The organism is Vibrio zhanjiangensis, from assembly GCF_030161235.1.
Taxonomy (GTDB): domain Bacteria; phylum Pseudomonadota; class Gammaproteobacteria; order Enterobacterales; family Vibrionaceae; genus Vibrio; species Vibrio zhanjiangensis.
Map to the genome: position 1 here is coordinate 12,416 of NZ_BSPW01000004.1, position 23,566 is coordinate 35,981.

A 23,566-nucleotide genomic window follows, 5' to 3' on the forward strand; every position below is an offset into this window, starting at 1 on the left:
CAAATTTCTCGTCACTAGTCAATGTAATCGTTATTTCTCATACCAAGGTAAGTTCTTGATATTTCGCCATCTAAAACCAAACTTCTCATGGGTACTGCCAGATCTGGTGATGGCAGATAGTACCATTGAAGTACACAATCTTCTTCCATTTCAACTTCAAATGTCACTGTCAACGTACCATTATTAAATGTGTGGTTTGCAGGCTCATTCATTGCCAAAGCAATAGCCTTGGAAAAGGCTTGGGTTGCTTTCTCATTGTATTCATAGTTATATGCCAATGGCTTTTGCTGATATGGATTAATAACTTTTTTATGGATAGAAGCCACAATATCAGACACATTTAGCACAAAGTTAGGCAGGGTAAATGTGTATTGATATTTGGAAATACTGTTAAAGAGAGCATTATCTTCATGCACTTCAACTGACGGCTTGATTAATAAATTCATAAACTCTTGAACTTCAATAGCGTATGCTGTTTTAACAGTATCTTTTTTATATAAAGTTTGAAGTTTATTCAATCTTTCCGTGATATTTAGCTTTGCGCCTTTTTCGAAATGCCAGAATCTATAAACGTCATTTCGACCCCAAAAACAATTGTGCAAGAGCTTTTCAAATTGGCTTTTACTGTATAACCAAACTAACACCCCGCCTATGACAATTATTGCAAACGCAAAGAAGCCAAAGGCCATAGCCCACCCCAAAGAACTGAATGTGTAGAATGCACCACCAGCAAGCAATGCCGAACCAGTCGCCATGGTAAGATGGCCTAGCATTTCACCTGTATTTCCATCTTGATAACTTTCATACGCATCGCTTAACGATACAAAAACCATAGCAACATTAGCTCCTGCAGTAAGCCTTGCAAATACCTTACGCTCGGCCCATAAACCAAGTGTTTCCAATATTGACGTTGTTTTGGGTAACACCCTTTGTGCAAGGTTTGTTGTACCAGCTTGAAGCAAATATTGATTGCTATAAATGAGTCCAGTTCGCGCAACTGCAGCAGTATCGACAAGCATGGCCGATATAGCCCCCATGGCTTTCATATCCTCATACATATAAAATGTATTGCTCAGAGGATCAGCTGAATCGAATTCACCTTGCGCGTATACATCATATAGAGTCTGCAAATTAAAATACCAAGAAGCTCCTGCCATTGCACCATCACCCAGCATACCGACAAAGTCCATAGGAGTATTCGCTTTAGTCGTCGAGATGCGACCTTTAAATTCTACACGCTCAAAAACAACTTTGATCTCAGCTTGTTGGATATACTGATTCAAGCGGGTGTTTCTTTGATTCTCCGACCAGTTAAACATAGACTCAGCTCTGGATAACTGACGAGTTGCGCTGCGGATTTTGCTGCTGTTTTTTCCGCCAGAGTCGATAAGTTGGGCCAATGCTTCAGCCAAATGCTGCTTTGATACTCTTACCTTGTTCTCTGTTTCGATTATTCCAAATACTTTTTCAAAAAAAGTAGGGATAAATGAATTAACCAATTTAGAAAGAGCTTTAGCAGAGAGGTGATTTTGACCTTTACCTAGTATCTTTGCGCCGTATATAGACGCAGATTTTGCTTCTGCCCAAAGTTTGCCGAATACTATAGGAAGATTCTTTACAATAATGTGCCAATCGACTTGATCTTGGCATTGTAAAAAGAATTTCTTCAAAGATTCGAGCACAATGTAAGTCATGTTATTAGAGTTGGCGATACCCTGATCATTTTCATAAGCTGAATTGATCATCTCCACAAGAACTTTTTGCCCTTCTTCGTTTGAACTTAAACTTTCAAACAAGCCTTGAGTAATTACTGCAAGCTTTTCGACCTCACTGACCGCACCTGCGGGCTTTGCATTTTCAGCGTCAAAAAACATTTTAAGATAATTATCAAGAGAGCCTACCGTTCCATCAGCCAAGTCTTGATAGGCAAACTGAGCATATAGGTCTAACAGAGGTTCGCGAGCCTGTGTATACTTGGCTTTTTTCTTGTCGATTTCCTTGGTGAAGCTATCCAACGCACCTGTATCAACATTTTCTTCAACAATCTCAATAACTTCCTGCGATCCTTTCTCCCTCATTTTATTGATAATAGTACCGATAGAGGTTGGGTAATGCGTTTTTTCTTCCGAAGATTTCTGCTGTACGGTGATCATACTCATTGCAAACGATAAGTCTGTCTGCCTACCTACAGGATCAAACAAAGCGACTAAGGCACCGTCTTTATGTTCACTATGACTTTTTTTGATCGTTTCGACTAATCCTTCTGCAGAGAGGAAATAGTTATTATGAATTCTCAGCACATCGGGCGTATAACTATTATCTTTATCTAAGCCTTCAGCTAGCAACCATTTGTCATCTTTCGAACGATACTCTTCCACCAAACGACTTAAGGTATCTTGAGTGGCAGTGTCACTAAAGTCATCGCTAGCGCTCATGTCAACTTGCTGCATGGCTTTTGTGCGCCATTCTTGGTCGCTGTTCATCTTGTCTATGATGTCTGCGGCCCATTCGTGCTCTGAGTAAGCAATCGAGATTTTTTGTGTGCCATTGGTGACAAAGGCAAACGGGTAGAAAGTCGCACCGGATGAGATATCGAGCGTTAAGCCACCTTGAGCGTTTTCTTCGTTGGTGAAATAGTATTTCTCAAACTTTTCAATTACGCCGGTGGCGGTTTCGGTCTGCGCGTAGCGGAAGATATGGATCTGCTGATTATCGGCTTTGCCCTCTTCCTCTTTGATGTAAATCCAGCCTTCACGCAGCAGGCGCAAAATATAGCCGCCGGTTTCATTAAGGCCAGAGGCGCTGGCCATTTCTGGCAGAGTGGGCGGCGCTTGGGCGGGCATAATGGTGTCAAAGAAGTTGGCATAGCCATAACGCACTGGGTAAATCGGCAGCACATCGGCAATTTTACCCGCCACTTCGTTCATAAAGGGTTCAACCAAATCGAGTGTTTGGGTGGTGTTAACCACGGTTTCAATCACCCCAGCTTCAGCCGAGTAGACGTTGTCCGGCGCTTTAATCACCTTAACGTTGGCAGTATTGCTCATCAGCGTGGACACCTTAAGCTGTATTTTGGCAAACACGCCCGCGATAAGCTCAGTTAGCCCCTTGGCGTAGGCTTTAATGGTGTTGATGTGCTTGTTAAATAGCTCATCGGATAAATAGGCGTATTTGAGTTTGCTGGCTTGGTCGCGCAAAAACTCCAGCCGTGATTGAAGCTTTTTCAGCAAACTGTCGAAGCTTTCATTCACGGCTTTTTTCGCCGCTGCCCAGTCATAATGATTGAGGTAGGTTTGCGGATTGCCCTCGCCCAGCGAGCGAATGTAAGCCAGCATACGGTCCGTGGTTTCATACGGCGCAAGACGAAGCAATACCGACAGCATTTCACCTTCTTCCAGTATCAGCGGCATGCAATAGGCAAGCAGGGCTTCTGTGGTATGTGGCAGGGGCATATTGATATTGCCAACTAAGGTATCGCACGCCTTTTCAAGCGTGTAGTCCGTCGCTGGATGCAAGTGGGTAAAATGCAGGCGCGTTTCCAGCCCAACAATATCTTGAAAATAGCGGTCGTTGGTAAGCTCATGGCCAATCGCGCCCCATGGTGCTAGGCCCGTTTCTACCCTTGTGGGTTGCCAAAAGCCTGGTTTGCCTTTACACGCCTTATCAAAAAAGTCATCGTCACTGATTTCTTCGATACAATGCGGGTTGGTGCGCCGAACGGGAGAGAGACAAAAAGCATCTTGGCTTTCTTGCATCACCAATTTGACTTTACTTGGCATTAAACCCGAAACAAAAGACTCACCTGAGCCATCTAACACCCCTGCGCCAAGTGGCGTAATCCCTTCATCGGTTAATACATAGGGTGCATTTCTCAGACGCTTACCATTAGGGTAGCGAGCACATATCTCGCACGTTGAGGGAATATCAAGCTCAGGGGCTACCGTCACACTTGGGTTTTGCACACCGTCACAAATGGTGTTGCCCTTATTCATGGTCATTTGATCGCTTAGGCGCGCCACACCTTTACCTTCCAGAAGCACATTGGCTGAAGCAGAAATAAATTCCGCTTCATCTTCAATCGTTCCCGACGAAATGCCTTTTTGGTCACCATCGGCATCACCTGTACTGACCGCAAATTTACTGCCTTTGATAGCAATGCTCTTCCCACCATCGGCGCTCACCGTTGTTGTCCCATCAACAAGATCGGCCGATTTGGCGTTGTTACCATAAGGAATCGGCACAACTGCGGGACCAATTGTCGTTAAACATACATCAGGAGAGGTCGCATTGGCTTCGCCGCCTGACCCTTTGTGAACGATACTTAATCTATTGGCATTGATAGTGACTGGCATACTCTATTCTCGTCGTGGGAGCGATTGATTGGTTCGTGTTTTAATGACGCAAAGGGTTAGTTAAGATCGATTTTTCTGGCTTTGATTTTTTGCGTCTTTTCCGCTTGTGAGGTTATGTACTCAGCTTTGGTCGTGATTCGGCCGCTGCGACCATCATAATGAGTCGAGGTATTATTGCTTTTTACCGTGACAGACTGAGTGCCTTCCAACACTAACTTTTCTGCTTTAATGATCAGCGACTTGTGTTCAAGTAAAGAGAAATAAATGTCGGTTAAGATCGGCAAAGATGGATCTGTGTTCATAAACTCAATTTTGCAAGCAAGTTCATTATCAATAGCCAGGTTAATTTGCGCGCGGCTAAATGCGCGACCAATCGATGCCCAAACGGGTTCACCAGCGGGGTTGCCCTCAAAATCAACACTTATTTGTCCATTGTCTGGATGTATCTGTTTAATTTGTCCCAAACGTGCATAACGAAATTCCACGTTAGGACCTAGTCTTGAAGCACTCACTTGCAATTACACTCATATGATAATTAAAGGTGACCGCGAATCTACCACCGCTCGTAGCGAATGAAAAGTGCCCAAATGACTGTTTAATTAGTTGTTCTCACTAGTGATACAAACGATTTGTAAGCACTATTAACATGACATACGCCAGATAGATCTCACATCAGCCAGCCAAAACGCATTTTTCAGGTCTTAAATTAATTCAAAATTCAGTAATTAGTGGGTCAATTTGTGACTTTTATTCAAAAATTAACCCATTGGTTCATACTCTTACCACATTCCAAGATCGCATTTCAGCTGTAAAAAACATCCTTCTCTAGCCTGTCAGCCCCCACTTTTCATTTAATCAACACCGGCCTTAGGTCGCCTCTACGACATAGAACAGATGGCACACAAGGCGCGCAGCAAGCACCTAGCGTAATCCAATTAGGAAATAAGCCTTTGCGAGCAGGAAACAGCGGAATATCGAGATGGGAATCAGCACTTCCGCAACCCAAGACGAATTACCTTAAATTACTGAAAAACAAATAAATAACAGATGGCACCCGTCTTGCAGAAAACTTTGTTTCATTAATTTCGACTGACTTTAATTTCACTTTGTGTCGCCCAATTGATGAGATCTTATCTCTACTTTTAATGCGGCGCACAAACCACAAGGGAGTACTCATATGAGTTCAATCGATCCAGCCACCATGGCGCAGCAACTGGCGACCTTTGATGTGCAGTCGTTTAGGCAGCGTTACACCAATCAGGCCGCCCAGTATCAATCAAAGCTGGATGCGCTGGGTAAGGTCGAATCTGCGCTGCGTGAGTTTCGCACTGCCGTCAATGAGATGAACAACAGCAGCTCAGGGATCATAAAAAATAGCGCCAAGGTATCAAGCGAAGGCATATTCACCGCCAGTGCAGAGTCCAACGCTCTCACGGGCAGCTATCAGGTTTTTGTCGAGCAAGTTGCAACGTCCCATCAAGTGTCGGTTGGCATGCCTGATAGCTTAGAGCCGACGACAGAAGTGCCTGTGACAGGCTCTCTCACATTAGCGGTGGGTGGTAAAGAGCTGGAGCTGGATTTATCAACCCTAGACAGTGATGGTGATGGTGATGGCAAAGCAAGCATTGCCGACCTTGTCTCAGCCATCAACCACCATGCCGATAACCCCGGCGTAAACGCCACCTTAGTCCGTTCTGGTGGCAAAACCCACTTTATGCTTTCTAGCGAAGAAACGGGCCAAACGAATGCCGTGAATGTCTCGGCATCTGGGACGGGTCAAGCATGGTTTGATGACGCTTTTGCCAATCTAAATACACTCAGCCCAGCCAAAGATGCGGTGATCTGGATCGGAGAAAAAGACTCTGGACTCAAGCTAGAAAACAGCAGCAATACCTTTAGCAATGCTATCGATGGTGTAGAGCTCACTGTAACCAAAGCGCAACAAAACGGCGAGCTGCCGCTAACGCTAAGTGTGCAAGGGGACAAAGAAGGCACTAAGGAGCAAATCACTCAGTTCATTGATGCCTACAATGCTTTGATGTCAACGCTCGATAAATACAGCAAAGTCGATGCTGAGACCAATACTCGCGCAGCGCTGGCCAGCGACCCAACTCTGCGCTCAATAGAAAGCCAAGTGAAATCTACCGTGCGCGGTGAATTTGCGGGTATGAGGCTAAGCCAAATCGGCATAGAAATTGGTCGTGATGGCAAGATGAAGCTCGACTCCGAAGCCTTTGAAAAAGCCCAAACCAATAACAGCACGACATTGGAAACCATGTTTAATGGTGACAATAACCTACTCGACTCACTCGATACCCTCGTTGAGCCTTACTTGCAGTTTTCCTCTGGCCTGTTTAAGTCGCGCAAAGACGCACTGAAACAAAACATCGAGCGGATTGACGATAAAAAGGTCGCGCTAGAGCGTAAATACCAGATGTCTTACGACCGCTACCTCAAACAATTTACCCAAATGAACACCATCATGCGCCAAATGAACCAAACCCAATCTCTGTTTGGTTAACCACTTTTAGGAGACGTTTTATGTTAATGGATTCAGGCTATAGCTCTTATCAACAGGTTGACCTTGATGCACAGGCCGCCGCCGCGAACCCTCACCAATTGGTGGTGATGCTGATCGATGGATTGCTCAATGAAATTGAGCGCGTGCGTGGACACATCACCTCAGGTCGACTGGCTGAAAAAGGCGCTGGCATCAACAAATGCATGAATATTTTGGTCGGTCTTGATAGTGCCCTCGACAGTGATAACGGTGGCGAAATCGCACAAAGCCTCCACCAGCTTTATGACTTTTGCCAAATCGAGCTTTACCACGCCAGCGTCAACAACAATGTCGATAAGCTTTCTAGCGTTGAGCATGTGATGAACAATATACGTGAAGGATGGATGAGTTTTGGTCAGCAAGCATAAAGTCTCCCCTGAACGATTTCGCTATCTTGCTCAGTTGATTCATATTGCAACCAAAACCCAAGATTGGCATTCGTTAAAACGTTATGACTTGCAGCTAAGGGAGCTGCTAAAAGTGCATAAGCCCTATCTCAAAGAGCCACACTTTGTCGCTGTAATTGCCGATGTGAAAGCAGAGCACAAATCGGCTCTTGAGGCGCTAAATAAGGCGATTGGCGATATGGAAACGGACATGAATGTAGTCAATGCCCAGCACGAAAGGGCCAAAGCCTACCAGTTAGCCATGAATCTGGAGTACTAGCCATGCAAACACCTTCACTTTCCGCGCCTCAGGCGTCAGCAACATCCGGTGGGCAGACTCGGGAGCAAAAAGTCAACCCCAACCACGAAAGCGCTGCGGCCAATGGTTCTTTTTCGCTCAAAACAACCAAAATTGGCTCAGAGCAAGTGGCAGAAAAAGTTGCCTCAACCGAAGCAGCAAACACAGTGGCGGCTTTGCCAAGCACGCCTGAACCAGATCAAGCCTTATTGCAGACTGGGCAAGGCTTTGGCACTGACCACAAGCCAATGAACCCCAAAAACGCCTTTTATGGCGATCCAGACCTTGGAAAAGAGCCAAAACTTTTGCCTTTTGTGTCACCAAACCAGCCCACAAATACTGCCCAGATTCCATCAAACAGCGCATCACACGTACTCAGTGAACTCACCGCTTCGAGCAAAATGTCGCTAACTCATGCTGTGCCAATCGAGAGCGCTGCATCGGTCACCACGCTACTGCAAAGTGGCGCAGTGACGAATTCGCAGATTCAAGCTCAAACACTGCCCAATACTGGCGTTGAAAACACGGCACCGACCGCCCAGTGGGCAGCCATCAAGGTTGACACCAACGCGGCAAAATGGGGCGAGCAAATGATGCAAGTGCTGCATGACAGAGTCTCGGTTCAAGCGCAACAGAACCTGCAACAAGCACAAATACGCCTCGATCCACCTGAGCTTGGCAAAATGGATTTACTGGTGCGGGTCGAAGGTGACAGGCTGAGCGTGCAAATTCATGCCAACGCCACAGCAACACGCGAAGCGTTAATGCAAGTGTCCGACAGGCTCAGAGCTGAGCTGCAAAATCACAATTTTTTGCATGTCGATGTCAATGTTGGTTCTGGTGACACCCCGCGAGGCCAATCGAATCGCTCCGACGAGCCACCTGCAATGATTGTCGACAACGATCAACATCGAGATCACACCGTTAACCTTGACCCATCAGAGCATTGGCTCAGTACTCTCGCATAATTAGGAATAGTGCAATGACAAAACAACAATTGATCGCGGTATTTGCCGCCATGATCCTCACCAGTGCTCTGGTTTCTGCCGCTACCGTATGGGGTAGTCTCTGGCTTGTGAACAAATCTCATCAACAAACCAGTGCAGACTCTTGGGTCGAAAGCTCACCGCTCGCCTTTCTAGCACAAGACCCCAGCCAAGCCAACCAGCCCAGTTTTCATCCACTCGAAAAAGTTGTGCTCAGTGTTCAGGGCAAACGTCAAACCCATTTCGTGATGCTCGAAGTAGCAGTCGAAACTCGTCGTCCACAACGCATTGCCAACATCAATGACTATATGCCTGTGGTGCGCAATGCCTTGCTCAAACTGTTTAGCGATAAAACCTATGACGACTTGCGTCAAGATGGTGCGATTGAACTGCTGCAAAATGAAATTAAACAGACAGTGTTACTCGCTTTTCAAAAAACCGACATTGTACGTGATATCGACGATGTGCTGCTCACCAAGTACGTCGTTCAATAAGGAGCAAGGCCATGTTGGATATGAACATTGAACACGACTACGGTGTCCAAGGCCACCACTTTACAGAGCCTAGCCCGATAGATGAAACCGCACTGTTAAAAAAACACACTGTACTGGTTAACCGGATTGTGAATCAGTTACGAGTGCACGCTAGCCCACATTGCAGCGTTGAGGACATGCAGCAATTAGGCCTTATTGGTCTGCTTGAAGCTGGGCGGCGCTATGGCAATGTCGACGATGAGAATTTTCCGGCTTTTGCTGTTTGCCGCATTCGTGGTGCCATCTTAGATGAACTGCGTCGCCTTGACTGGCGCTCTCGTCAAACTCGCCAGCAAGCCCATGAGCTAAATGATATTACGCGGGATTTGATGCGCAGCCTCGGACGTCAGCCGACGGATGCAGAAATCATCAAAGCCTTAGGCACAGACAAGAAAGATTTATTAGCAAGGCAAAACGCTTCTTTAGCGGGCGAAATGCAAAGCTTGGATCAACTGATCGAAAATGGCGTCGACACCCAATCCAATGCTGTCTATGACGGCATGGCGCACGAGCACACCCGCCGTAGCCTTGAGACGGCACTGGCTAAGTTGTCGCAGCGAGATCAGCTGCTGCTGACTTTGTTTTATCAACACGAACTTAATCTCAATGAAATCGCTCTAGTGCTTGACCTGACACCACCAAGAATTTGTCAGCTGCATAAAAAAGCACTCAACCAACTCAATCACTACTTATCCTCCTAGGAGTCACACATGCAAAAGTTTTTTGGAGCCATTACCGTCTTACTCTGTGTCTTTGGCGGATATATGTGGGCTGGCGGCCAACTTGGTGCCATATGGCAGCCAGCGGAATTCTTAATCATTGTCGGCGCGGCTGCGGGCTCTCTTATCATAGGAAACCCGCCCCAAGTGCTTAAAGAAATGCGCCGCCAAGTAAGGGCCACCCTATCCGCACCAAAAGAAGAATATCAGTACTATATGGAGCTGATGGCGCTGCTTAACCATCTACTTGAAATAGGCCGCAGTCGAGGGTTTAAATTCCTAGATTCCCATATTGAAGCCCCCCATCACAGCTCCATTTTTCTCGCCTACCCCAAAGTAGGAGAAGATTATCGGCTGATTTCTTTTATCACCGACAATTTGCGTTTAATGGCCATGGGACAAATGTCGCCTCATGAATTAGAAGGCCTTCTAGAGCAAGAAATCGAAGCCATCCAAACTGAAATGCTATTGCCCTCACGCTCTATGCACAGAACCGCAGAGGCGTTACCGGGCTTTGGCATTCTTGCCGCTGTGGGCGGGATCATCATCACTATGCAAGCCATCGATGGTTCTATCGCCTTGGTGGGCTACCATGTTGCTGCTGCGTTGGTCGGTACCTTTATTGGTATCTTTGGCTGCTACTGCTGCCTTGATCCATTAAGCAATGCCATGGCCCAGCGCGTAAGACGTAACATGACCGCGTTTGAATGTGTTAGAGCAACACTGGTCGCCTATGCAGCGAAAAAGCCAACTTTGCTCGCCATTGATGCAGGACGCAAACATATTCAGCTAGACATCAAGCCGACCTTTAACCAAATGGAGAAATGGCTCGCTGAGCAGGAGTAAACATGCAAAGACAACAACAGGTTGTGTTCAAGCGAAGCAAAGTTATAGAGCACGATGATTATCGGGGCGGCGCATGGAAAGTGGCGTTTGCTGACTTTATGATCGCCCTAATGGCCTTATTTTTGGTCTTATGGGTGATGCAAATTGTCGATAAAGAAGATCGCAGAGCCATTATGGCTCATCTTCAAAGTGCCAGCGTGTTTGACAAAAGTAACGGCAACCCCTTTGATACTGACAAAAGTATCTCACCTATCGATTTGGCCACCGACTCTTCGGTACCTAGTCGTCATGACTCAACTCATGTGGTCAGTTCATTCTTTCAAGGTGATGGTGACGGGCCTGAGACGGATTCATTGATCCCCGGCAAATTTGACACTCAAGAACGTTTAGCTGCACTGGCAAAAGTGATTGAGGACTTAGTCAAACAGATTAACGCCCAGGGCAATGTTCATATTTCTGTGACTCCACAAGGCCTGCGCATTGTTTTGCAAGATGATGAACGTCAATACATGTTTAGTCGAGGCGCATCAAAACTGACGCCCTTTTTTGAAGACCTGTTGTTGGCACTCGCTCCGATTTTTGAACGCGTTGAAAACCCCATCATTATTAGTGGCCATACCGATTCAACCCCTTATATTAGTCACTTAAACCGACGCTCAAATTGGGATTTATCAACGTCACGGGCCAATGTTGCCAGACATACACTGGTTGCTGGTGGTATGCCTGATGAGCGGGTACTGCAAGTGACTGGTATGTCTGACCGAGCTTTACTCAACGATTCCGATCCTAAATCGAGCGAAAATCGCCGTATTGAACTCTTTGTTCTAACAACACCAGCAGCTCAAGTCTTGGAAGCACTTTTTGCCGATCGACCCAATAACTTTATTGAGCAGGCAAAACAACAAGCCAAGCATAACCAGCCTGTGGTTCGTCAGAAGTTGATTGACTCGCGCCAAACATCTTCTGTCGTCACACCACCTCTTCAACAACTTTAACCTCAACAGGCGCTTTATTAGCGCCTGATAACTCAAGCGTAATCATCCACATGTCTCAATTTGTTCATCAACCCACGAAAAAAGATCCTCTACGAAAAGCCTTCTTATGGCTTATCGTTATCGACTATGGATTATTGTCTCTGTTTCTTTCTCAACTCTACCAACTGACACTAAACGGGGGGACCGCCATTAGTACCTTACTGGTTGTTTATAATGTGTTGCTAAGCTTTCTGTGTTTTCAACGCACCAACCAACGTGACGCTTACATTATTTACCCTACTTTGTCTGCAACCTTGCTAGCCTTTGTTTGCTTCTTATATTTTTTCTTTCTTGTCTAGGTACTTAACATCAATCTGGGGGTATCCTTCACCTTAGGGTTTCCCATACCCATTACCAATTAATCATTAAATTATCATTATTTTGTATACACCAAGATTGTTTTCTGTTACAAAATACATTGTGCACAATCAAATTGCGTAAAATAGGAATAGAGATATGTTGAAGAAAATTGCCTTAGCCACCAGCCTAGCTTTTGTTGCCAATTCAAATGCCGCTCAAGAGCAAAGAAGCCCGGCTCAACACCTAGATACTTTTGAAAAACTATTCGGTGTCACGGAAGGAAAACGTAGAAATCATACCAAAGGCTTTTGCTTTGAAGGTGAATTCATGCCTCTTGATACCTCAGTAAGAGAACTGTCAAACAGTCCGATTTTCTCTGGCACCTCCAAGGTGTATGGCCGCGTCTCCCACAAAGGCGGTAAAGCGAATCCGCCAGACAATACGCCTGGACACTATGGCCTTGCCTTTCAGATCACCACCAGTGATAACAGCCTGCATATGATGAGCATGAATACGGAACATTTCTTTCCAACCTCAACGGTTGCCGATTTTATGGCCTTTCTTGAAGCTCAAGCCAATGGCCCAGAAGCGACCAAAGCTTTCGTTAAAGATCACCCAGAAATTCAAGAATATAAGCAATATCATGCCGCTTTGAGTAACCAGCTTCATCCTTATGAAGGTGCCACCTACAACAGTATTAACACCTTTTACTTAGTGAACGAGCAAGGCAAGAAAACCCCTGTGCGCTGGTCGTTTGTGCCTTCGGGAGAGCATGACATAGTCAAAACACCGCAAGCAGATTTCTTTTTAGACAACATGCAAGCCAATATCAAAAACGGTGGTGTCTCTTGGGATATGGTATTAACCCTTGCCAGCCAAGGTGATGATATCTTGAATCCACACGTCAAGTGGAGTGACGACAATAAAAGCATGACGGTCGCAAGATTGACGGTAAATAAGGTGATGACAGAAAGCGAGGGAACTTGCGCCAATATGAATTTTGATCCTCTGGCAATCAGCAAAGGCTTTGCTCCATCAGAAGACCCTATGCTGGCTGCACGCTCTGCAATCTATGCCGTCGGACTTGGAAGAAGACTTTCTGAGCAATAATAGATAGGGAGGGCTTGTCCTCCCTAAAGCATAATTCGTAAATAAGCGGAAAATAATCAGTGAGAATTATTCGTAACGAGTGATGATCTCATCTAGCTTGCCAGAATCTACCGACTGCTTAAGACCTTTATTGATAATGTCGGTATAATCCTTAGACGTGTCTCTGTTTGGAGATAGAGCAATAAACAGCCCTTCACCGGGTAGGCAACCTGCATTCTTAAACTCGGTCATCCACTGGCTGTCATGAGTTTTCTTGTAAGTAATCATATTATATGGGAACACGCGCCAGTCCTCCAAAATGGTATCAATGTCGTTATTTTTTATTTGTTCCACTCGCGTATTGGTAATTTCCATACCCGAAACTTGAACAATCGAATGATCTCCTTGGTTCAGATTTTTCGCTATATAGCTATCAAAATCCTCACCGTACGAGTAGGCATTAACAACAGAGATTTTCCGTTCTCTTAGGGTGTCTGGACCAAAGTATTTCCAAGGATCGCTTTTTTTAACAAAAAAGCACATTTTGGACATTTGAATGGGCTCATCATGAAAAACAAAGTCTGGCGCATCACTCACATAAGCACCAATTATGCCATCATACTTTCCTCCACGAGTGGTTTTAATCGCTCTGGCCCAATTCATCAACTGGTAATCAAGTGTATGACCAGCACTGTTCAAAATATCTTCCACAATATCAACCAAAATGCCTTTTTCTTCTGCTGAGGGGTCACATGTGTATGGACACCACAAATCTGCAGCTAAAATCACCTCATTAGCCTTCAATGGGGCTGCCGTTATCGATAAAAATAAAATTAAACTCAAGCATTTGGTCTTCATTGAGCTCTCATTGCTTTGACAAAATAACCGCCAATAAAGTCTAGTATATAAATATATTGCCTGTCTTATTTGCCACCAATGAGGAAGTGATGGATCCATTAACACAAGGTTTACTCGGGGCATCGTTGCCACAATCGTTAAGTAAAAAGCAGCACTTGGTTGTCGCCGGAATACTTGGCCTACTTTCCGGCATGGCTCCTGATCTCGATACGCTTATTCGCTCATCAAACGACCCTTTGTTGTATCTAGAGTTTCATCGCCAGTTTACGCATTCACTGCTTTTCATTCCGATCGGGAGTTTGATTTGCGCATGCGTTTTACATCCTCTTATCGGTAAGAAGTACCTTCTGTCGTTCAAACAAAGTTGGCTTTACTGCGCTTTGGGTTATGCAACACACTCCTTACTGGATTTTTGTACCTCTTACGGTACTCAGCTTTTTTGGCCCTTAACCACCGAACGCTATGCTTGGAATACGATTTCAGTTATCGATCCTATGTTCACCTTGCCTATCCTTATCCTGCTTGTATTCACCTTAATCAAGAAAAATCATTGGTTTGCCCGCATTGCTTTTTTTTGGGCTCTGCTTTATCCGCTGTTTGGTTTAATACAAAAAGAGCGGGCCGAGGAGATTGGGTGGCAAATAGCAAAACAGCGTGGGCATGAACCATTACGACTCGAAGCCAAACCAAGTTTCGCCAATATCTTAGTGTGGAAAATTGTTTATGAAACGAATGAGAAATACTTTGTCGATGCAGTCAGGGTTAGCACATCAATAAAGGTCTATTCAGGAGAGTCCACTGCGAGGCTCAATATTGAAAGAGATTTTCCTTGGCTAAATATGCACTCTCAGCAGGCTAAGGATATTGAGCGGTTTCGCTGGTTTTCACAGGGGTTTGTCGCGCAAGATCCCCACAACCCATTGCGTATAATCGATGTACGTTACTCCATAGTGCCAAATCAATTGAAGGCGTTATGGAGTATAAGATTATCACCATCGGCTCCCCTTCAAGCACATGTTGAGTTCGATACACACAGAGACAATAATTGGGAGTCAAGGGCAATCTTTATCAAGATGTTATTGGGCAGCTAGTTTCGCAGCAGCGCCACGACTGAGTGGCGTTTCACATTAGCTTGCGCGCTAAGTGCCATCAAAGCTGAAGAAAAACTGCCACTGTGTAAATTAAGAGTTTTGAATTTTTCTTCGACTTGATCTGGTGAAATTACCGAGGCCTGTTGGTGCAAAGTTTGTATTTGTCCATTGAGCTCAGCCTTAATCGAATTTGCCTGTTCAAGCCCTGTGCGCGTTTGCCACAAGAGCTTATTCACCTTTGCAATACTGCGTTTGAGGCCTTCACGAGATCCAAGGTCAAAACTCAGTTCTGCAATGCCTTCCGGCTCTGCTTGCAAAGTCATTATATTGGACTGCCCTGCGGGGAAACGGTGGCCTTGGCCAGTGACTCTCACTTGTTTATGCATCTGGCCATAAGCCTTTTCTGACGCTTCAAAGATTATGCTTCCTTGCTGTGAAAGCGAAGCGCGTAAGCCCAAGGGAATCAAGCTTCTATCTAACATTTTGACGACTTGGCTGCCGTCTGACTGGCCATCAAACTCAACCATAACAGAATGGCCTTGAGGAAAGTCCAAACGAATTTGTTCTGCTTTATCGCTGAGGCGATTTATATCCAAGCCCGGGATGGAAAATCGGCGTAAATCGGCCCGATTGATCTTGAGTTCCAACTGGTTGTCAATCACCTTTTTACCATCGAATCGAGCCGCCTCAAGCGTTTGCTCGATGGTTTTCTTCGCCGCTAATAAACCTTGCTGCAACGATGGTGATTGCGCACTACCAAGTTGCATAGCGCTTGTCAGTCCTTGCTTTATTTTGCTGAGTTCCCCCCCCACCAACTGGTAAGAGCGAACGGCGATTTGCACCGAAGTCGCATTTTGCTGCCCTTGAGTGAGCAGCATTCCCGACACCGAAAATGATGCTGGCGCATTATTGTGGGTCAATAGCTTTGGCCGATGACCCTCACTGTGAGACTGTGCAGAGCGTGAGGGAGAAATCGAGGTTTGGCTGTGTGTCGTCAAAGCCACATTGTGTGGACGAACCTCTATTGTACTCATTGCCATATTGGTGCTCTCGTTAGATACGATCAAAAAGGTTTAAGCCATCAATTTTAACATAGCTCGCTTGTGTCGCCTGCAATGCCGTCATATAGCGACTCAAACGCACCGATGCCTCACCATAGTCAAGCATGGAAAGATCGCCTTTCACCTTGTCGACAAACAGCTTGTTCTCACCATGCGCACTATTCATCAGATCAAGGTTATTGTGACGTCCTCCCATTTCAGTTATCGCGGACAGAACCTGACTTGATGTCGCTTCAATGGTACTCAAAGCACTTTCAACCGTACCTCGAAATGCAGCGCTAGGGGACTTAAACTCAGCGATCACTGCATCCAATTCATTCAAAACATGACTACCACCGAGATCGAGAATTTCTGCCGCTGTCATATTGGCTTCCATCGTTACTCCTTTGGCCACCGTCACGACTCGTTTATCACTGTTGCCTTCAATCACATAGCTTCCACTCGCATTTGACAACGCCGGGGTATCGGTTTTGGTTCCTGAAAAGAGATAACGCCCCTCTTCATCTTGGGCATTAAATGACGAAACAACCGACGCACGTAGACTTTCCAGCTCAGTGATCATCCCCGTACGCTCATTGTCTGTCAGTGTACCGTTAGCGCCCCAGAGAACTAATTCATTCATTCTCTTAAGGCTCTCATTTACCGATTCAAGATGAACTTCTTGACTGGTTAGTGCCGTTTTAACGTTAGCAATGTTACTTTTATATTGATTTATTGCCGAGCCTTCACGGTCAAGATTTAACAACTTAACCGATGCCATAGGGTCATCGGACAGCTTGGTTAGACGCTCGCTGGTCGACATTTGCTGCATCACTTTTCCCAGACCCGCATTATTGAGTTGCAGGCTTTGCAGCATCATTTGGCTAAACTGGCTATCACTGATTCGCATTTTCGTTTCCCGCAATTAAAACAAGTTGAGGATTGAATCAAACAACTGATTAGCTGTACTGATCACTTTCATATTGGCTTGGTGCGCATTGGCAAATGTCATCAGATTTGCCGCCTCTTCATCACTGTTCACCGCACTAACATTGTCCCGAGCAGCTATAGCTTGTTGATTCATTGCTAATTTGGCTTGATCGTCGGCGTTGGCCTGACGTGCTTGAATCGCAGTTTCACCCACCATGGCAGAAAAGGCATCATTGAGGCTGACCGATCCAAACCCACTCACTGGCACACTTTTATTACTGATTGCGATGAGCTTATCCAGCACATCAGCATTCCCCGGATTACCATCGGCGGAAAAAGCAAATTGCTCAGGTTTAACATCAATAATAGTAAGGCTTGCAGCAGGGTTAGCTGGGTCATAGCTAAACAGTGGCTGACCAGCATTTCCGCTAAGATCTTTGCCAGTCACAAGCAAGTTATTAAACTCATCGGCCAATGCCTTGGCCATATCGTCAATTGAACCTAGATAGGGTTTCAGTACACTTGTTTGATAATCAGAAAGAGCGCCAATCTGACCTCCCAAAGTACCAGTGGTCGCAAAGCTATGCTCACCAAATTCTACCTGTATTGTCGCTAAATAGGGATCGCTCGCATCAGGAGCCGCTTTAAGCTGCGCGGCATCTGCACCGAGCACCAAAGGCTGCCCTGAAGATAAGGTCACTTGTAAGCTACCATCGGCTTGATTGGTGGTTTTTATCTCCACCACTTTAGATAGCTCACCAATTAAATTATCACGCGTATCCAAAAGCTGAGCTGGGTTTCCGCCGGTTCCTTTCGTTTCCACTATCTGTTTGTTGATATCAGCAATATTGTTCATCAAGCTGTTGGCATGCGCGATGCCTGCGTTACGCTGATCATTCATATCTTTATGCTGATGAGACAGAGATTCAGTCAGTGTGTTGAAACGTCTTGCCAGCGCTTCAGACTCATTGATAATTTGTTGGCGATAAGGAACAGACTCAGGTTTGACCGTCGCATCATTGAGCGCTGAAAATAGCGTGTCTAAACCGGAAGATAAGCTAAACCCATCGGCACCCAGCGTATTCTCTAGCTGGCTCATATTGGAACTGTAACGAGAAGCATAGGCAGATTGACTTTGCGTTGCCCAAGTCTGCTTGATTAAAAACTCATCGGTTACGCGACGAATGCTTGAAACTTCTACTCCCAAACCTGCGCTGAAGTTGTCATGCTCACCGCCGCCGAGCGATGCCATCAGTGCCTGCTGTCGACTGTATCCCTGCGTATTGATATTGGCGACATTTTGCGCGGTAACATCTAATGCCACTCGATTCGCATTCAGCCCAGACATGGCAATATTAACCAAATTCATTTACAGTTCTCCTTTGCGTATCAATGGCTGAGCAAACGCCGTAGTCACACTGACTTCACTCAAAACTTGTCTTACTGAGGCGACCGAATCTCTAAACGAATGAAGTGATGGTGATATGTCAGATGCAGCTGAATGTTCAAGCTGTGATCTATCTTCCAACCCTGAATCATGGTCATTTGCCGGCAATTGGATTGCCGAGGGTTGAAACTCGACTTCTGCTATAGAGGGAGTTAGCTGTTTGATCAGCATATCGGCAATTCCAGCATGCTGTTTTTTGGCCATTTCGATTGCCAATTGACCATCATACATATCGCGAAACACTCCTTGCTGCTGACTTGAGAAAGGATTGTCTTTATCTGCCAACACGTCACTGCTTGTTCGCATCTGACGAAGCACCATCTGCAAAAACATGGCCTCAAATTGCCCAGCCACCTTTTCTAGAGCTTGAGGAGAGTTAGGATTATGCTTTATCTGTTCGAGTCCGCTGTTGTCATGGTAAAGCACTGAGCTGACCGATGTATCTTGATGTAATTGATCTAATTTCATAGTGCGTCCTTAAATCACCACAAGTTCAGCATTTAACGCACCTGCTTCATGAAGGGCTTGCAGAATCGACATAAGATCCGTCGGTGTAGCCCCTAAGCTATTGACTGCATTGACTATGGTATTGAGCTCAGTACCAGGAGGCCAAATCACCATTTGACCGCGTTCTTGGTTGATATCTAATCGAGAGTTATCGACCACTTGGGTTTCACCCTGTGCAAATGCATTAGGCTGACTGACCTGCTGTGACTCAGCCACAGTCACCGTTAAATTACCATGACTGACTGCCGCTTCACTCACTTTGACATTTTTACCAATCACCACCGTTCCTGTGCGCGAATTAAATACCACACGAGCCGGTTTGCGCCCTTGAGTAACATTGATCTCTTCTAACATAGACATCATGACCACTCGTTGTTGGCTGTCTTTGGGTGCTTTGACGGTCACACGAGCATTATTCTCAGCGATTGCGACCTCTGGGCCAAAGACATTATTGATTTCACGGCTAATGTTTTTGGCTGTGGTAAAGCTTGGCTTTCTTAAGTTGAGTACAACATTTTCACTATCAGCAAAATCAGTAGGCACTTCACGTTCCAAAATAGCGCCTCCTGGGATGCGACCCGATGTGGGGGTATTCACCACCACTTTAGATCCACTCTTTCCTTCAGCAGATACGCCACCAACAACAAGATTGCCCTGCGCCACAGCGTAAACCTCACCATCAATACCGCGCAGCGGAGTCAATAGTAACGTTCCACCACGTAAACTTTTAGCATCACCAATCGACGACACTACAACATTGAGCGATTGCCCGACACCCGCCATGGGCTCCACTGTCGCGGTGACACTCACGGATGCCACATTGCGTAATTTAGGATTGGTATTGTCATCTATTTGGACGCCAAATTGACGCAACATATTGGTAATAGATTGAGCGGTAAACTTGACCTGATTGCGATCTCCCTGTCCATCTAGACCAACCACTAATCCATAACCAACCAACTGATTTTGCCGGATACCTTGGATATCCACCAAGTCCATAACAGGAGTTTTAACTTGCGCATGTGCAGGAAATAGAGCTCCAAGGATGATGATCCCCAGAGCGCTCACTAGTGTCGTGTTTACACTATGAGCCCTGAGTCGCTTGATGTATTTTATCATTGTCTGTTTCATTAAAATGGCATCCATGGACTATTAAAGAATTGGCTAAGCCATCCTGGGGCATTGCTGTCTGATAACGCTCCTCGCCCCGAATACGTGATTCGTGCATCGCCAATTCGCGCAGACGAAACCTGATTATTGCGACTGATGTCATCAACGCGAACCATGCCTGTTAGGCGAATAAACTCATCACCTTGATTAAGACGAATCCATTTTTCGCCACTGATACGCAAGACACCATTAGGCAATACTTCATGGACAGTGACGGTTATCGCACCTTCGAGTTTGTTGCCCTGAGAGCTGGAGGCACTGCCGTCAAAACCGCGATCTGCATCTATGCTGGCGGCTAATTCATCGATAGTCTTTGTGCCAAAAGTTGGGGCTGCAAAGCCAACGCTGGAACGCTTACCGTACTTGGTATCGGCTTTTTTGCTCGATTCTGTTTCTTCAAAAAGAACAACAGTCAGCATATCGCCCACACGATATGCCCTTCTATCTTGAAACAAGGTCATGGTGTATTGATGACGATAGAGACTTCCCTTGCTTGCTGTCGGCAAGGAGTAGTCAAGCTCAGGTGGAGCGTATTTCTCTTCATCGGGTTTTGGAGGAGTAAATTCTTGACGGCCAGCACATCCAGCAAGCAGGATGATTAGCGGCAAGACTCTCAAAAATGCCTGCATTCCCTGTTCCTTTTTCTTCAATAAGCCATTACAACGACTGAGCAACAAACTTGAGCATATCGTCAGCAGCAGAAACCACCTTAGCGTTCATCTCATAAGCACGCTGAGTCGTGATCATATCGACCATTTCCTCGACCACCTGCACGTTAGCACCTTCCAATGCCCCTTGTTTGATGCGACCGACCCCATCTTCACCAGCAATCAGTTCATCGGCCTGACCACTCGCTTGTGTTTCACGAAACAGGTTGCCACCAATCGCTTCAAGACCTGCAGGGTTAATGAATTTCGCTAAGGTGATTTGACCAAGTTCTTCTGGCACATTACTCGCGGCGGTTGTTGCTGATACCGTTCCATCAACACCAACAGAAATGGACAAGGCGTTTTCTGGGATCTGAATCTGGGGTTCAAGGGGTAAACCTTGGCTATTAACCATCAAGCCTTCTGAATTGACGTGAAACTGACCATTACGTGTATACATAATCTGGCCGTCTGTATTTTCTATTTGAAAAAATCCTTGGCCCATCACAGCCAAGTCCAGTTCTTGGTTGGTATTTTGCGTATTTCCCTGAGTAAACACTTTTTGAGTGCCTACCACTCGAACACCGCTCCCTAATTGAACGCCTGTTGGCAATTGATTTACTTGATCAACAAGAGCACCTGGCTGGCGCTGAATACTGTAGAACAGATCTTCAAACACCACTCGATCGCGCTTAAAACCGACTGTATTGACGTTGGCTAAGTTATTTGAAATAGCAGTCATTTTCGTGTCTTGAGCTGCCATGCCCGTTTTACTAACCCAAAGTGCTGAGTGCATTTTCTACTCCTTTCCTCGCCACTAACGCGACGACATTAATTTATTTCCAGCCTGAGCGAGTGTCTCAGCCGTTTTCATCATACGGATCTGCATTTCAAAGTTACGTGTCAACGACATCACATTAAGAAGCTCATCAATGGCAGAAACGTTACTTCCTTCTATGTGCTCGGGGGCAATTTGAACTGTCTCATCTTGGGCAAATTGGTTTCCATCCACACTGTGCAGCAAGCTGTCACTGCGTTTTTCAAGCTGATTCGTATCGGGCCTAACCAGTTTCAATGTGCCCACTTCAAGCTCAGCGCCCCCCCCAGGAGGAACGATAGAAATACGTCCACGTTCACTGATTTCCACTTTTTGATACTCAGGAAGCACTAGGGCTCCACCATCACCCATCACAGCAAAACCATTAATGGTTAATACGCCATCTTGGTCGACTTTGATGTTACCGGCTCTGGTGTAAGCTTCCTGACCTTGGGGAGTTTGTACCGTCAAATAGCCCTCCCCTAATACCGCCACATCCAATGCCCGTCCCGTTTTGATCACATCACCTGAGTCAAACCTCGTCGAAGCAGAATTGGTCACCGCTAATGTGCGACCATCAAAACCTGAACCTTGCAGTGAAAGACTTGATACACGCTCCATGTCTGCTCTAAAACCAGCGGTGTCCGCATTGGACAAGTTATTTGAGCGAACATGCTGAGCTTTAAGAACTCGACTCGCACCAGAGGTAGCAGTAAATAACAAACTGTCCATATTAGGCTCCGTTAAACCGCGTTAAATAGCGCTTGCGTCAACTTGTCGTTGGTCGAAATCGTTTTAGCATTAGCTTGATAGTTGCGCTGCGCTGTCATCAGATTGACGAGTTCACTGGTCAAATCAACATTCGAACCTTCCAGTGCATTGGGTGTGAGATCACCCAAAGTGCCAGTACCGGGCACACCGACAATAGGCGCTCCCGAGCTAAAACTTTGAGTCCAAGCGGTACCGCTGACTTTTGATAGACCTTGAGGGTTAGCAAAATCAGCCAACACTAATTGGCCTTGGAGCTGTGATTGACCATTAGTATAAGTGGCGTAAACCATACCATTGTCTTCAACACGAACACCGGCAAGCTCACCTGATGTATAACCATTAGGGTTATTGGTACTCACGCTAAATCCCGTACCAAATTGGGTACTACCCGATAAATCAATCTCTATATTGATAGGATTTGCCCCAGCTGCGGGGAAAGAAACGTTATAAGCGTTGACAGAAGAAGCTAACGAGCCATCAGGGTTGAATGTCAAGTTAATCGGTGATGCCGTGGCTTTGCCGCCATCCGCAAGCGTATTAACTTCCCATGAATTGTCGCCTGTTTTAGTGAAGTATTGGGTCACTGTGTGTGGTTTGCCCTGAGAGTCGAACACTTTAGTGGTATAAGAAGAGTGAAAAGATTTGGTGTTTTCAGGGTCGAACGCGATAGCCGCTGGGTCAATAGCCTCATTAGTTGCATCAAAATTGGCAATAAACTCCATTTTGTCTGTTGCTTGAGCAGATAACGAAGAGGTTGAAATCTTGATATCGCCCGTCACTCCAGTGAGAAGATTATGATTGCCATCAACGCTATATCCTTGCAATCTTGCACCCGTATTGCTCATTACATAGTTGTCTTTATCGGTATTAAAGACACCAGAGCGAGTGTAAAGAAGCTGACCCGCGCTGTCTTTAGTGACAAAAAATCCACCACCGTTAATGGCTAAGTCCATTGCTCGACCTGTGCTATTCACCGAACCATTTTTATCAAAATTCTGCGAGATAGATGCCACTTCAACGCCTCCTGGCTGCATACCATTGTAGACTGCAGCAAACTCGGTACGGGCTCCTTTAAATCCATAAGTCGATGCGTTGGCAATATTGTTGCTGATTGTGTTCAACTCTGTATTGGTTGCATCAAGGCCACTTAGGGCAATGTTAAAACTCATAATTAACCTCTATTTT

General features: G+C 45.7%; 23 protein-coding genes. 11 read left to right on the forward strand and 12 right to left on the reverse strand.

Annotation, left to right across the window (positions count from 1 at the left end; genetic code table 11):
* Nucleotides 1-14: 14 nt before the first annotated feature.
* Both QQK21_RS00775 and QQK21_RS00780 read right to left on the reverse strand, forming a co-directional pair.
* Nucleotides 15-4,352, reverse strand: coding sequence for a PAAR-like domain-containing protein (locus QQK21_RS00775; protein ID WP_284190296.1), 4,338 nt, complete (start codon nt 4,350-4,352; stop codon nt 15-17).
* A 56-nt stretch (nt 4,353-4,408) separates the two neighbouring features.
* Nucleotides 4,409-4,837 (reverse strand): hypothetical protein, encoded by a 429-nt coding sequence (locus QQK21_RS00780; protein ID WP_284190297.1) that lies wholly within the window; start codon nt 4,835-4,837, stop codon nt 4,409-4,411.
* Nucleotides 4,838-5,529: 692 nt separating this feature from the next.
* Between QQK21_RS00780 and fliD the strand changes: the two genes are divergently transcribed.
* From fliD to QQK21_RS00830, 10 genes are all read left to right on the forward strand, one after another.
* Nucleotides 5,530-6,873: a flagellar filament capping protein FliD gene (gene fliD / locus QQK21_RS00785; RefSeq protein ID WP_284190298.1), complete on the forward strand. Its 1,344-nt coding sequence runs from the start codon at nt 5,530-5,532 to the stop codon at nt 6,871-6,873.
* A gap of 20 nt (nt 6,874-6,893) precedes the next feature.
* Nucleotides 6,894-7,280, forward strand: a complete 387-nt coding sequence (fliS, locus tag QQK21_RS00790) for a flagellar export chaperone FliS (protein ID WP_284190299.1) — start codon at nt 6,894-6,896, stop codon at nt 7,278-7,280.
* Nucleotides 7,264-7,578 carry a LafD gene (locus QQK21_RS00795; protein ID WP_284190300.1) on the forward strand — a complete coding sequence of 105 codons (315 nt, stop codon included), beginning with the start codon at nt 7,264-7,266 and terminating at the stop codon, nt 7,576-7,578. The genes fliS and QQK21_RS00795 overlap by 17 nt, the downstream gene beginning before the upstream one ends.
* Before the next feature lie 2 nt (nt 7,579-7,580).
* A complete protein-coding gene (locus QQK21_RS00800) occupies nt 7,581-8,564 on the forward strand; it encodes a flagellar hook-length control protein FliK (RefSeq protein ID WP_284190301.1) in 984 nt (327 codons plus the stop codon).
* A gap of 14 nt (nt 8,565-8,578) precedes the next feature.
* Nucleotides 8,579-9,076 (forward strand): flagellar basal body-associated FliL family protein, encoded by a 498-nt coding sequence (locus QQK21_RS00805; RefSeq protein WP_284190302.1) that lies wholly within the window; start codon nt 8,579-8,581, stop codon nt 9,074-9,076.
* Between the two features lie 11 nt (nt 9,077-9,087).
* Nucleotides 9,088-9,816 (forward strand): FliA/WhiG family RNA polymerase sigma factor, encoded by a 729-nt coding sequence (locus tag QQK21_RS00810; protein ID WP_431313091.1) that lies wholly within the window; start codon nt 9,088-9,090, stop codon nt 9,814-9,816.
* A gap of 9 nt (nt 9,817-9,825) precedes the next feature.
* Nucleotides 9,826-10,680: a flagellar motor stator protein MotA gene (gene motA, locus QQK21_RS00815; protein ID WP_284190303.1), complete on the forward strand. Its 855-nt coding sequence runs from the start codon at nt 9,826-9,828 to the stop codon at nt 10,678-10,680.
* Between the two features lie 2 nt (nt 10,681-10,682).
* Complete coding sequence (locus QQK21_RS00820) at nt 10,683-11,675, forward strand: flagellar motor protein MotB (RefSeq protein ID WP_284190304.1); 993 nt, start codon at nt 10,683-10,685, stop codon at nt 11,673-11,675.
* Nucleotides 11,676-11,725: 50 nt separating this feature from the next.
* Nucleotides 11,726-12,013 carry a hypothetical protein gene (locus QQK21_RS00825; protein ID WP_284190305.1) on the forward strand — a complete coding sequence of 96 codons (288 nt, stop codon included), beginning with the start codon at nt 11,726-11,728 and terminating at the stop codon, nt 12,011-12,013.
* 157 nt (nt 12,014-12,170) lie between these two features.
* Nucleotides 12,171-13,124: a catalase gene (locus QQK21_RS00830; RefSeq protein WP_284190306.1), complete on the forward strand. Its 954-nt coding sequence runs from the start codon at nt 12,171-12,173 to the stop codon at nt 13,122-13,124.
* Nucleotides 13,125-13,190: 66 nt separating this feature from the next.
* Here the strand turns inward: QQK21_RS00830 and QQK21_RS00835 are convergent, their stop codons facing one another.
* Nucleotides 13,191-13,961: a substrate-binding periplasmic protein gene (locus tag QQK21_RS00835; RefSeq protein ID WP_284190307.1), complete on the reverse strand. Its 771-nt coding sequence runs from the start codon at nt 13,959-13,961 to the stop codon at nt 13,191-13,193.
* 89 nt (nt 13,962-14,050) lie between these two features.
* Between QQK21_RS00835 and QQK21_RS00840 the strand changes: the two genes are divergently transcribed.
* Complete coding sequence (locus tag QQK21_RS00840; protein WP_284190308.1) at nt 14,051-15,052, forward strand: metal-dependent hydrolase; 1,002 nt, start codon at nt 14,051-14,053, stop codon at nt 15,050-15,052.
* Here the strand turns inward: QQK21_RS00840 and QQK21_RS00845 are convergent.
* From QQK21_RS00845 to flgE, 9 genes are read right to left on the reverse strand one after another with little or no spacing between them, the layout of a single operon-like run.
* On the reverse strand, nt 15,049-16,092 hold the full coding sequence (locus QQK21_RS00845) for a flagellin (RefSeq protein ID WP_284190309.1): 1,044 nt from the start codon (nt 16,090-16,092) through the stop codon (nt 15,049-15,051). The two genes, QQK21_RS00840 and QQK21_RS00845, sit on opposite strands and share 4 nt — an antisense overlap.
* Nucleotides 16,093-16,105: 13 nt before the next feature.
* Nucleotides 16,106-17,002 (reverse strand): flagellar hook-associated protein FlgL, encoded by an 897-nt coding sequence (flgL, locus tag QQK21_RS00850; protein ID WP_284190310.1) that lies wholly within the window; start codon nt 17,000-17,002, stop codon nt 16,106-16,108.
* Between the two features lie 15 nt (nt 17,003-17,017).
* Nucleotides 17,018-18,391: a flagellar hook-associated protein FlgK gene (gene flgK, locus QQK21_RS00855; protein ID WP_284190311.1), complete on the reverse strand. Its 1,374-nt coding sequence runs from the start codon at nt 18,389-18,391 to the stop codon at nt 17,018-17,020.
* On the reverse strand, nt 18,392-18,937 hold the full coding sequence (locus QQK21_RS00860) for a rod-binding protein (RefSeq protein ID WP_284190312.1): 546 nt from the start codon (nt 18,935-18,937) through the stop codon (nt 18,392-18,394). It lies immediately after the preceding gene.
* Between the two features lie 9 nt (nt 18,938-18,946).
* Nucleotides 18,947-20,107 carry a flagellar basal body P-ring protein FlgI gene (locus QQK21_RS00865; RefSeq protein ID WP_284190313.1) on the reverse strand — a complete coding sequence of 387 codons (1,161 nt, stop codon included), beginning with the start codon at nt 20,105-20,107 and terminating at the stop codon, nt 18,947-18,949.
* Complete coding sequence (gene flgH / locus QQK21_RS00870) at nt 20,107-20,775, reverse strand: flagellar basal body L-ring protein FlgH (protein ID WP_284190314.1); 669 nt, start codon at nt 20,773-20,775, stop codon at nt 20,107-20,109. The genes QQK21_RS00865 and flgH overlap by 1 nt, the downstream gene beginning before the upstream one ends.
* Before the next feature lie 28 nt (nt 20,776-20,803).
* Nucleotides 20,804-21,589: a flagellar basal-body rod protein FlgG gene (gene flgG, locus QQK21_RS00875; RefSeq protein ID WP_284190315.1), complete on the reverse strand. Its 786-nt coding sequence runs from the start codon at nt 21,587-21,589 to the stop codon at nt 20,804-20,806.
* Nucleotides 21,590-21,610: 21 nt separating this feature from the next.
* Entirely contained in the window at nt 21,611-22,342 is a 732-nt protein-coding gene (flgF, locus tag QQK21_RS00880; protein ID WP_284190316.1) for a flagellar basal-body rod protein FlgF, read from the reverse strand.
* Nucleotides 22,343-22,353: 11 nt separating this feature from the next.
* Nucleotides 22,354-23,550: a flagellar hook protein FlgE gene (flgE, locus tag QQK21_RS00885; RefSeq protein WP_284190317.1), complete on the reverse strand. Its 1,197-nt coding sequence runs from the start codon at nt 23,548-23,550 to the stop codon at nt 22,354-22,356.
* Nucleotides 23,551-23,566: the final 16 nt, after the last annotated feature.

Excerpts from the sequence above, each read along its gene's own strand:
- QQK21_RS00775 (WP_284190296.1), bottom strand. The coding sequence starts at position 4,352 with ATGCCAGTCACTATCAATGCCAATAGATTAAGTATCGTTCACAAAGGG.
- fliD (WP_284190298.1), top strand. The coding sequence starts at position 5,530 with ATGAGTTCAATCGATCCAGCCACCATGGCGCAGCAACTGGCGACCTTT.
- fliS (WP_284190299.1), top strand. The coding sequence starts at position 6,894 with ATGTTAATGGATTCAGGCTATAGCTCTTATCAACAGGTTGACCTTGAT.
- QQK21_RS00800 (WP_284190301.1), top strand. The coding sequence starts at position 7,581 with ATGCAAACACCTTCACTTTCCGCGCCTCAGGCGTCAGCAACATCCGGT.
- QQK21_RS00805 (WP_284190302.1), top strand. The coding sequence starts at position 8,579 with ATGACAAAACAACAATTGATCGCGGTATTTGCCGCCATGATCCTCACC.
- QQK21_RS00810 (WP_431313091.1), top strand. The coding sequence starts at position 9,088 with ATGTTGGATATGAACATTGAACACGACTACGGTGTCCAAGGCCACCAC.
- motA (WP_284190303.1), top strand. The coding sequence starts at position 9,826 with ATGCAAAAGTTTTTTGGAGCCATTACCGTCTTACTCTGTGTCTTTGGC.
- QQK21_RS00820 (WP_284190304.1), top strand. The coding sequence starts at position 10,683 with ATGCAAAGACAACAACAGGTTGTGTTCAAGCGAAGCAAAGTTATAGAG.
- QQK21_RS00825 (WP_284190305.1), top strand. The coding sequence starts at position 11,726 with ATGTCTCAATTTGTTCATCAACCCACGAAAAAAGATCCTCTACGAAAA.
- QQK21_RS00830 (WP_284190306.1), top strand. The coding sequence starts at position 12,171 with ATGTTGAAGAAAATTGCCTTAGCCACCAGCCTAGCTTTTGTTGCCAAT.
- QQK21_RS00835 (WP_284190307.1), bottom strand. The coding sequence starts at position 13,961 with ATGAAGACCAAATGCTTGAGTTTAATTTTATTTTTATCGATAACGGCA.
- QQK21_RS00840 (WP_284190308.1), top strand. The coding sequence starts at position 14,051 with ATGGATCCATTAACACAAGGTTTACTCGGGGCATCGTTGCCACAATCG.
- QQK21_RS00845 (WP_284190309.1), bottom strand. The coding sequence starts at position 16,092 with ATGGCAATGAGTACAATAGAGGTTCGTCCACACAATGTGGCTTTGACG.
- flgL (WP_284190310.1), bottom strand. The coding sequence starts at position 17,002 with ATGCGAATCAGTGATAGCCAGTTTAGCCAAATGATGCTGCAAAGCCTG.
- flgK (WP_284190311.1), bottom strand. The coding sequence starts at position 18,391 with ATGAATTTGGTTAATATTGCCATGTCTGGGCTGAATGCGAATCGAGTG.
- QQK21_RS00860 (WP_284190312.1), bottom strand. The coding sequence starts at position 18,937 with ATGAAATTAGATCAATTACATCAAGATACATCGGTCAGCTCAGTGCTT.
- QQK21_RS00865 (WP_284190313.1), bottom strand. The coding sequence starts at position 20,107 with ATGAAACAGACAATGATAAAATACATCAAGCGACTCAGGGCTCATAGT.
- flgH (WP_284190314.1), bottom strand. The coding sequence starts at position 20,775 with ATGCAGGCATTTTTGAGAGTCTTGCCGCTAATCATCCTGCTTGCTGGA.
- flgG (WP_284190315.1), bottom strand. The coding sequence starts at position 21,589 with ATGCACTCAGCACTTTGGGTTAGTAAAACGGGCATGGCAGCTCAAGAC.
- flgF (WP_284190316.1), bottom strand. The coding sequence starts at position 22,342 with ATGGACAGTTTGTTATTTACTGCTACCTCTGGTGCGAGTCGAGTTCTT.
- flgE (WP_284190317.1), bottom strand. The coding sequence starts at position 23,550 with ATGAGTTTTAACATTGCCCTAAGTGGCCTTGATGCAACCAATACAGAG.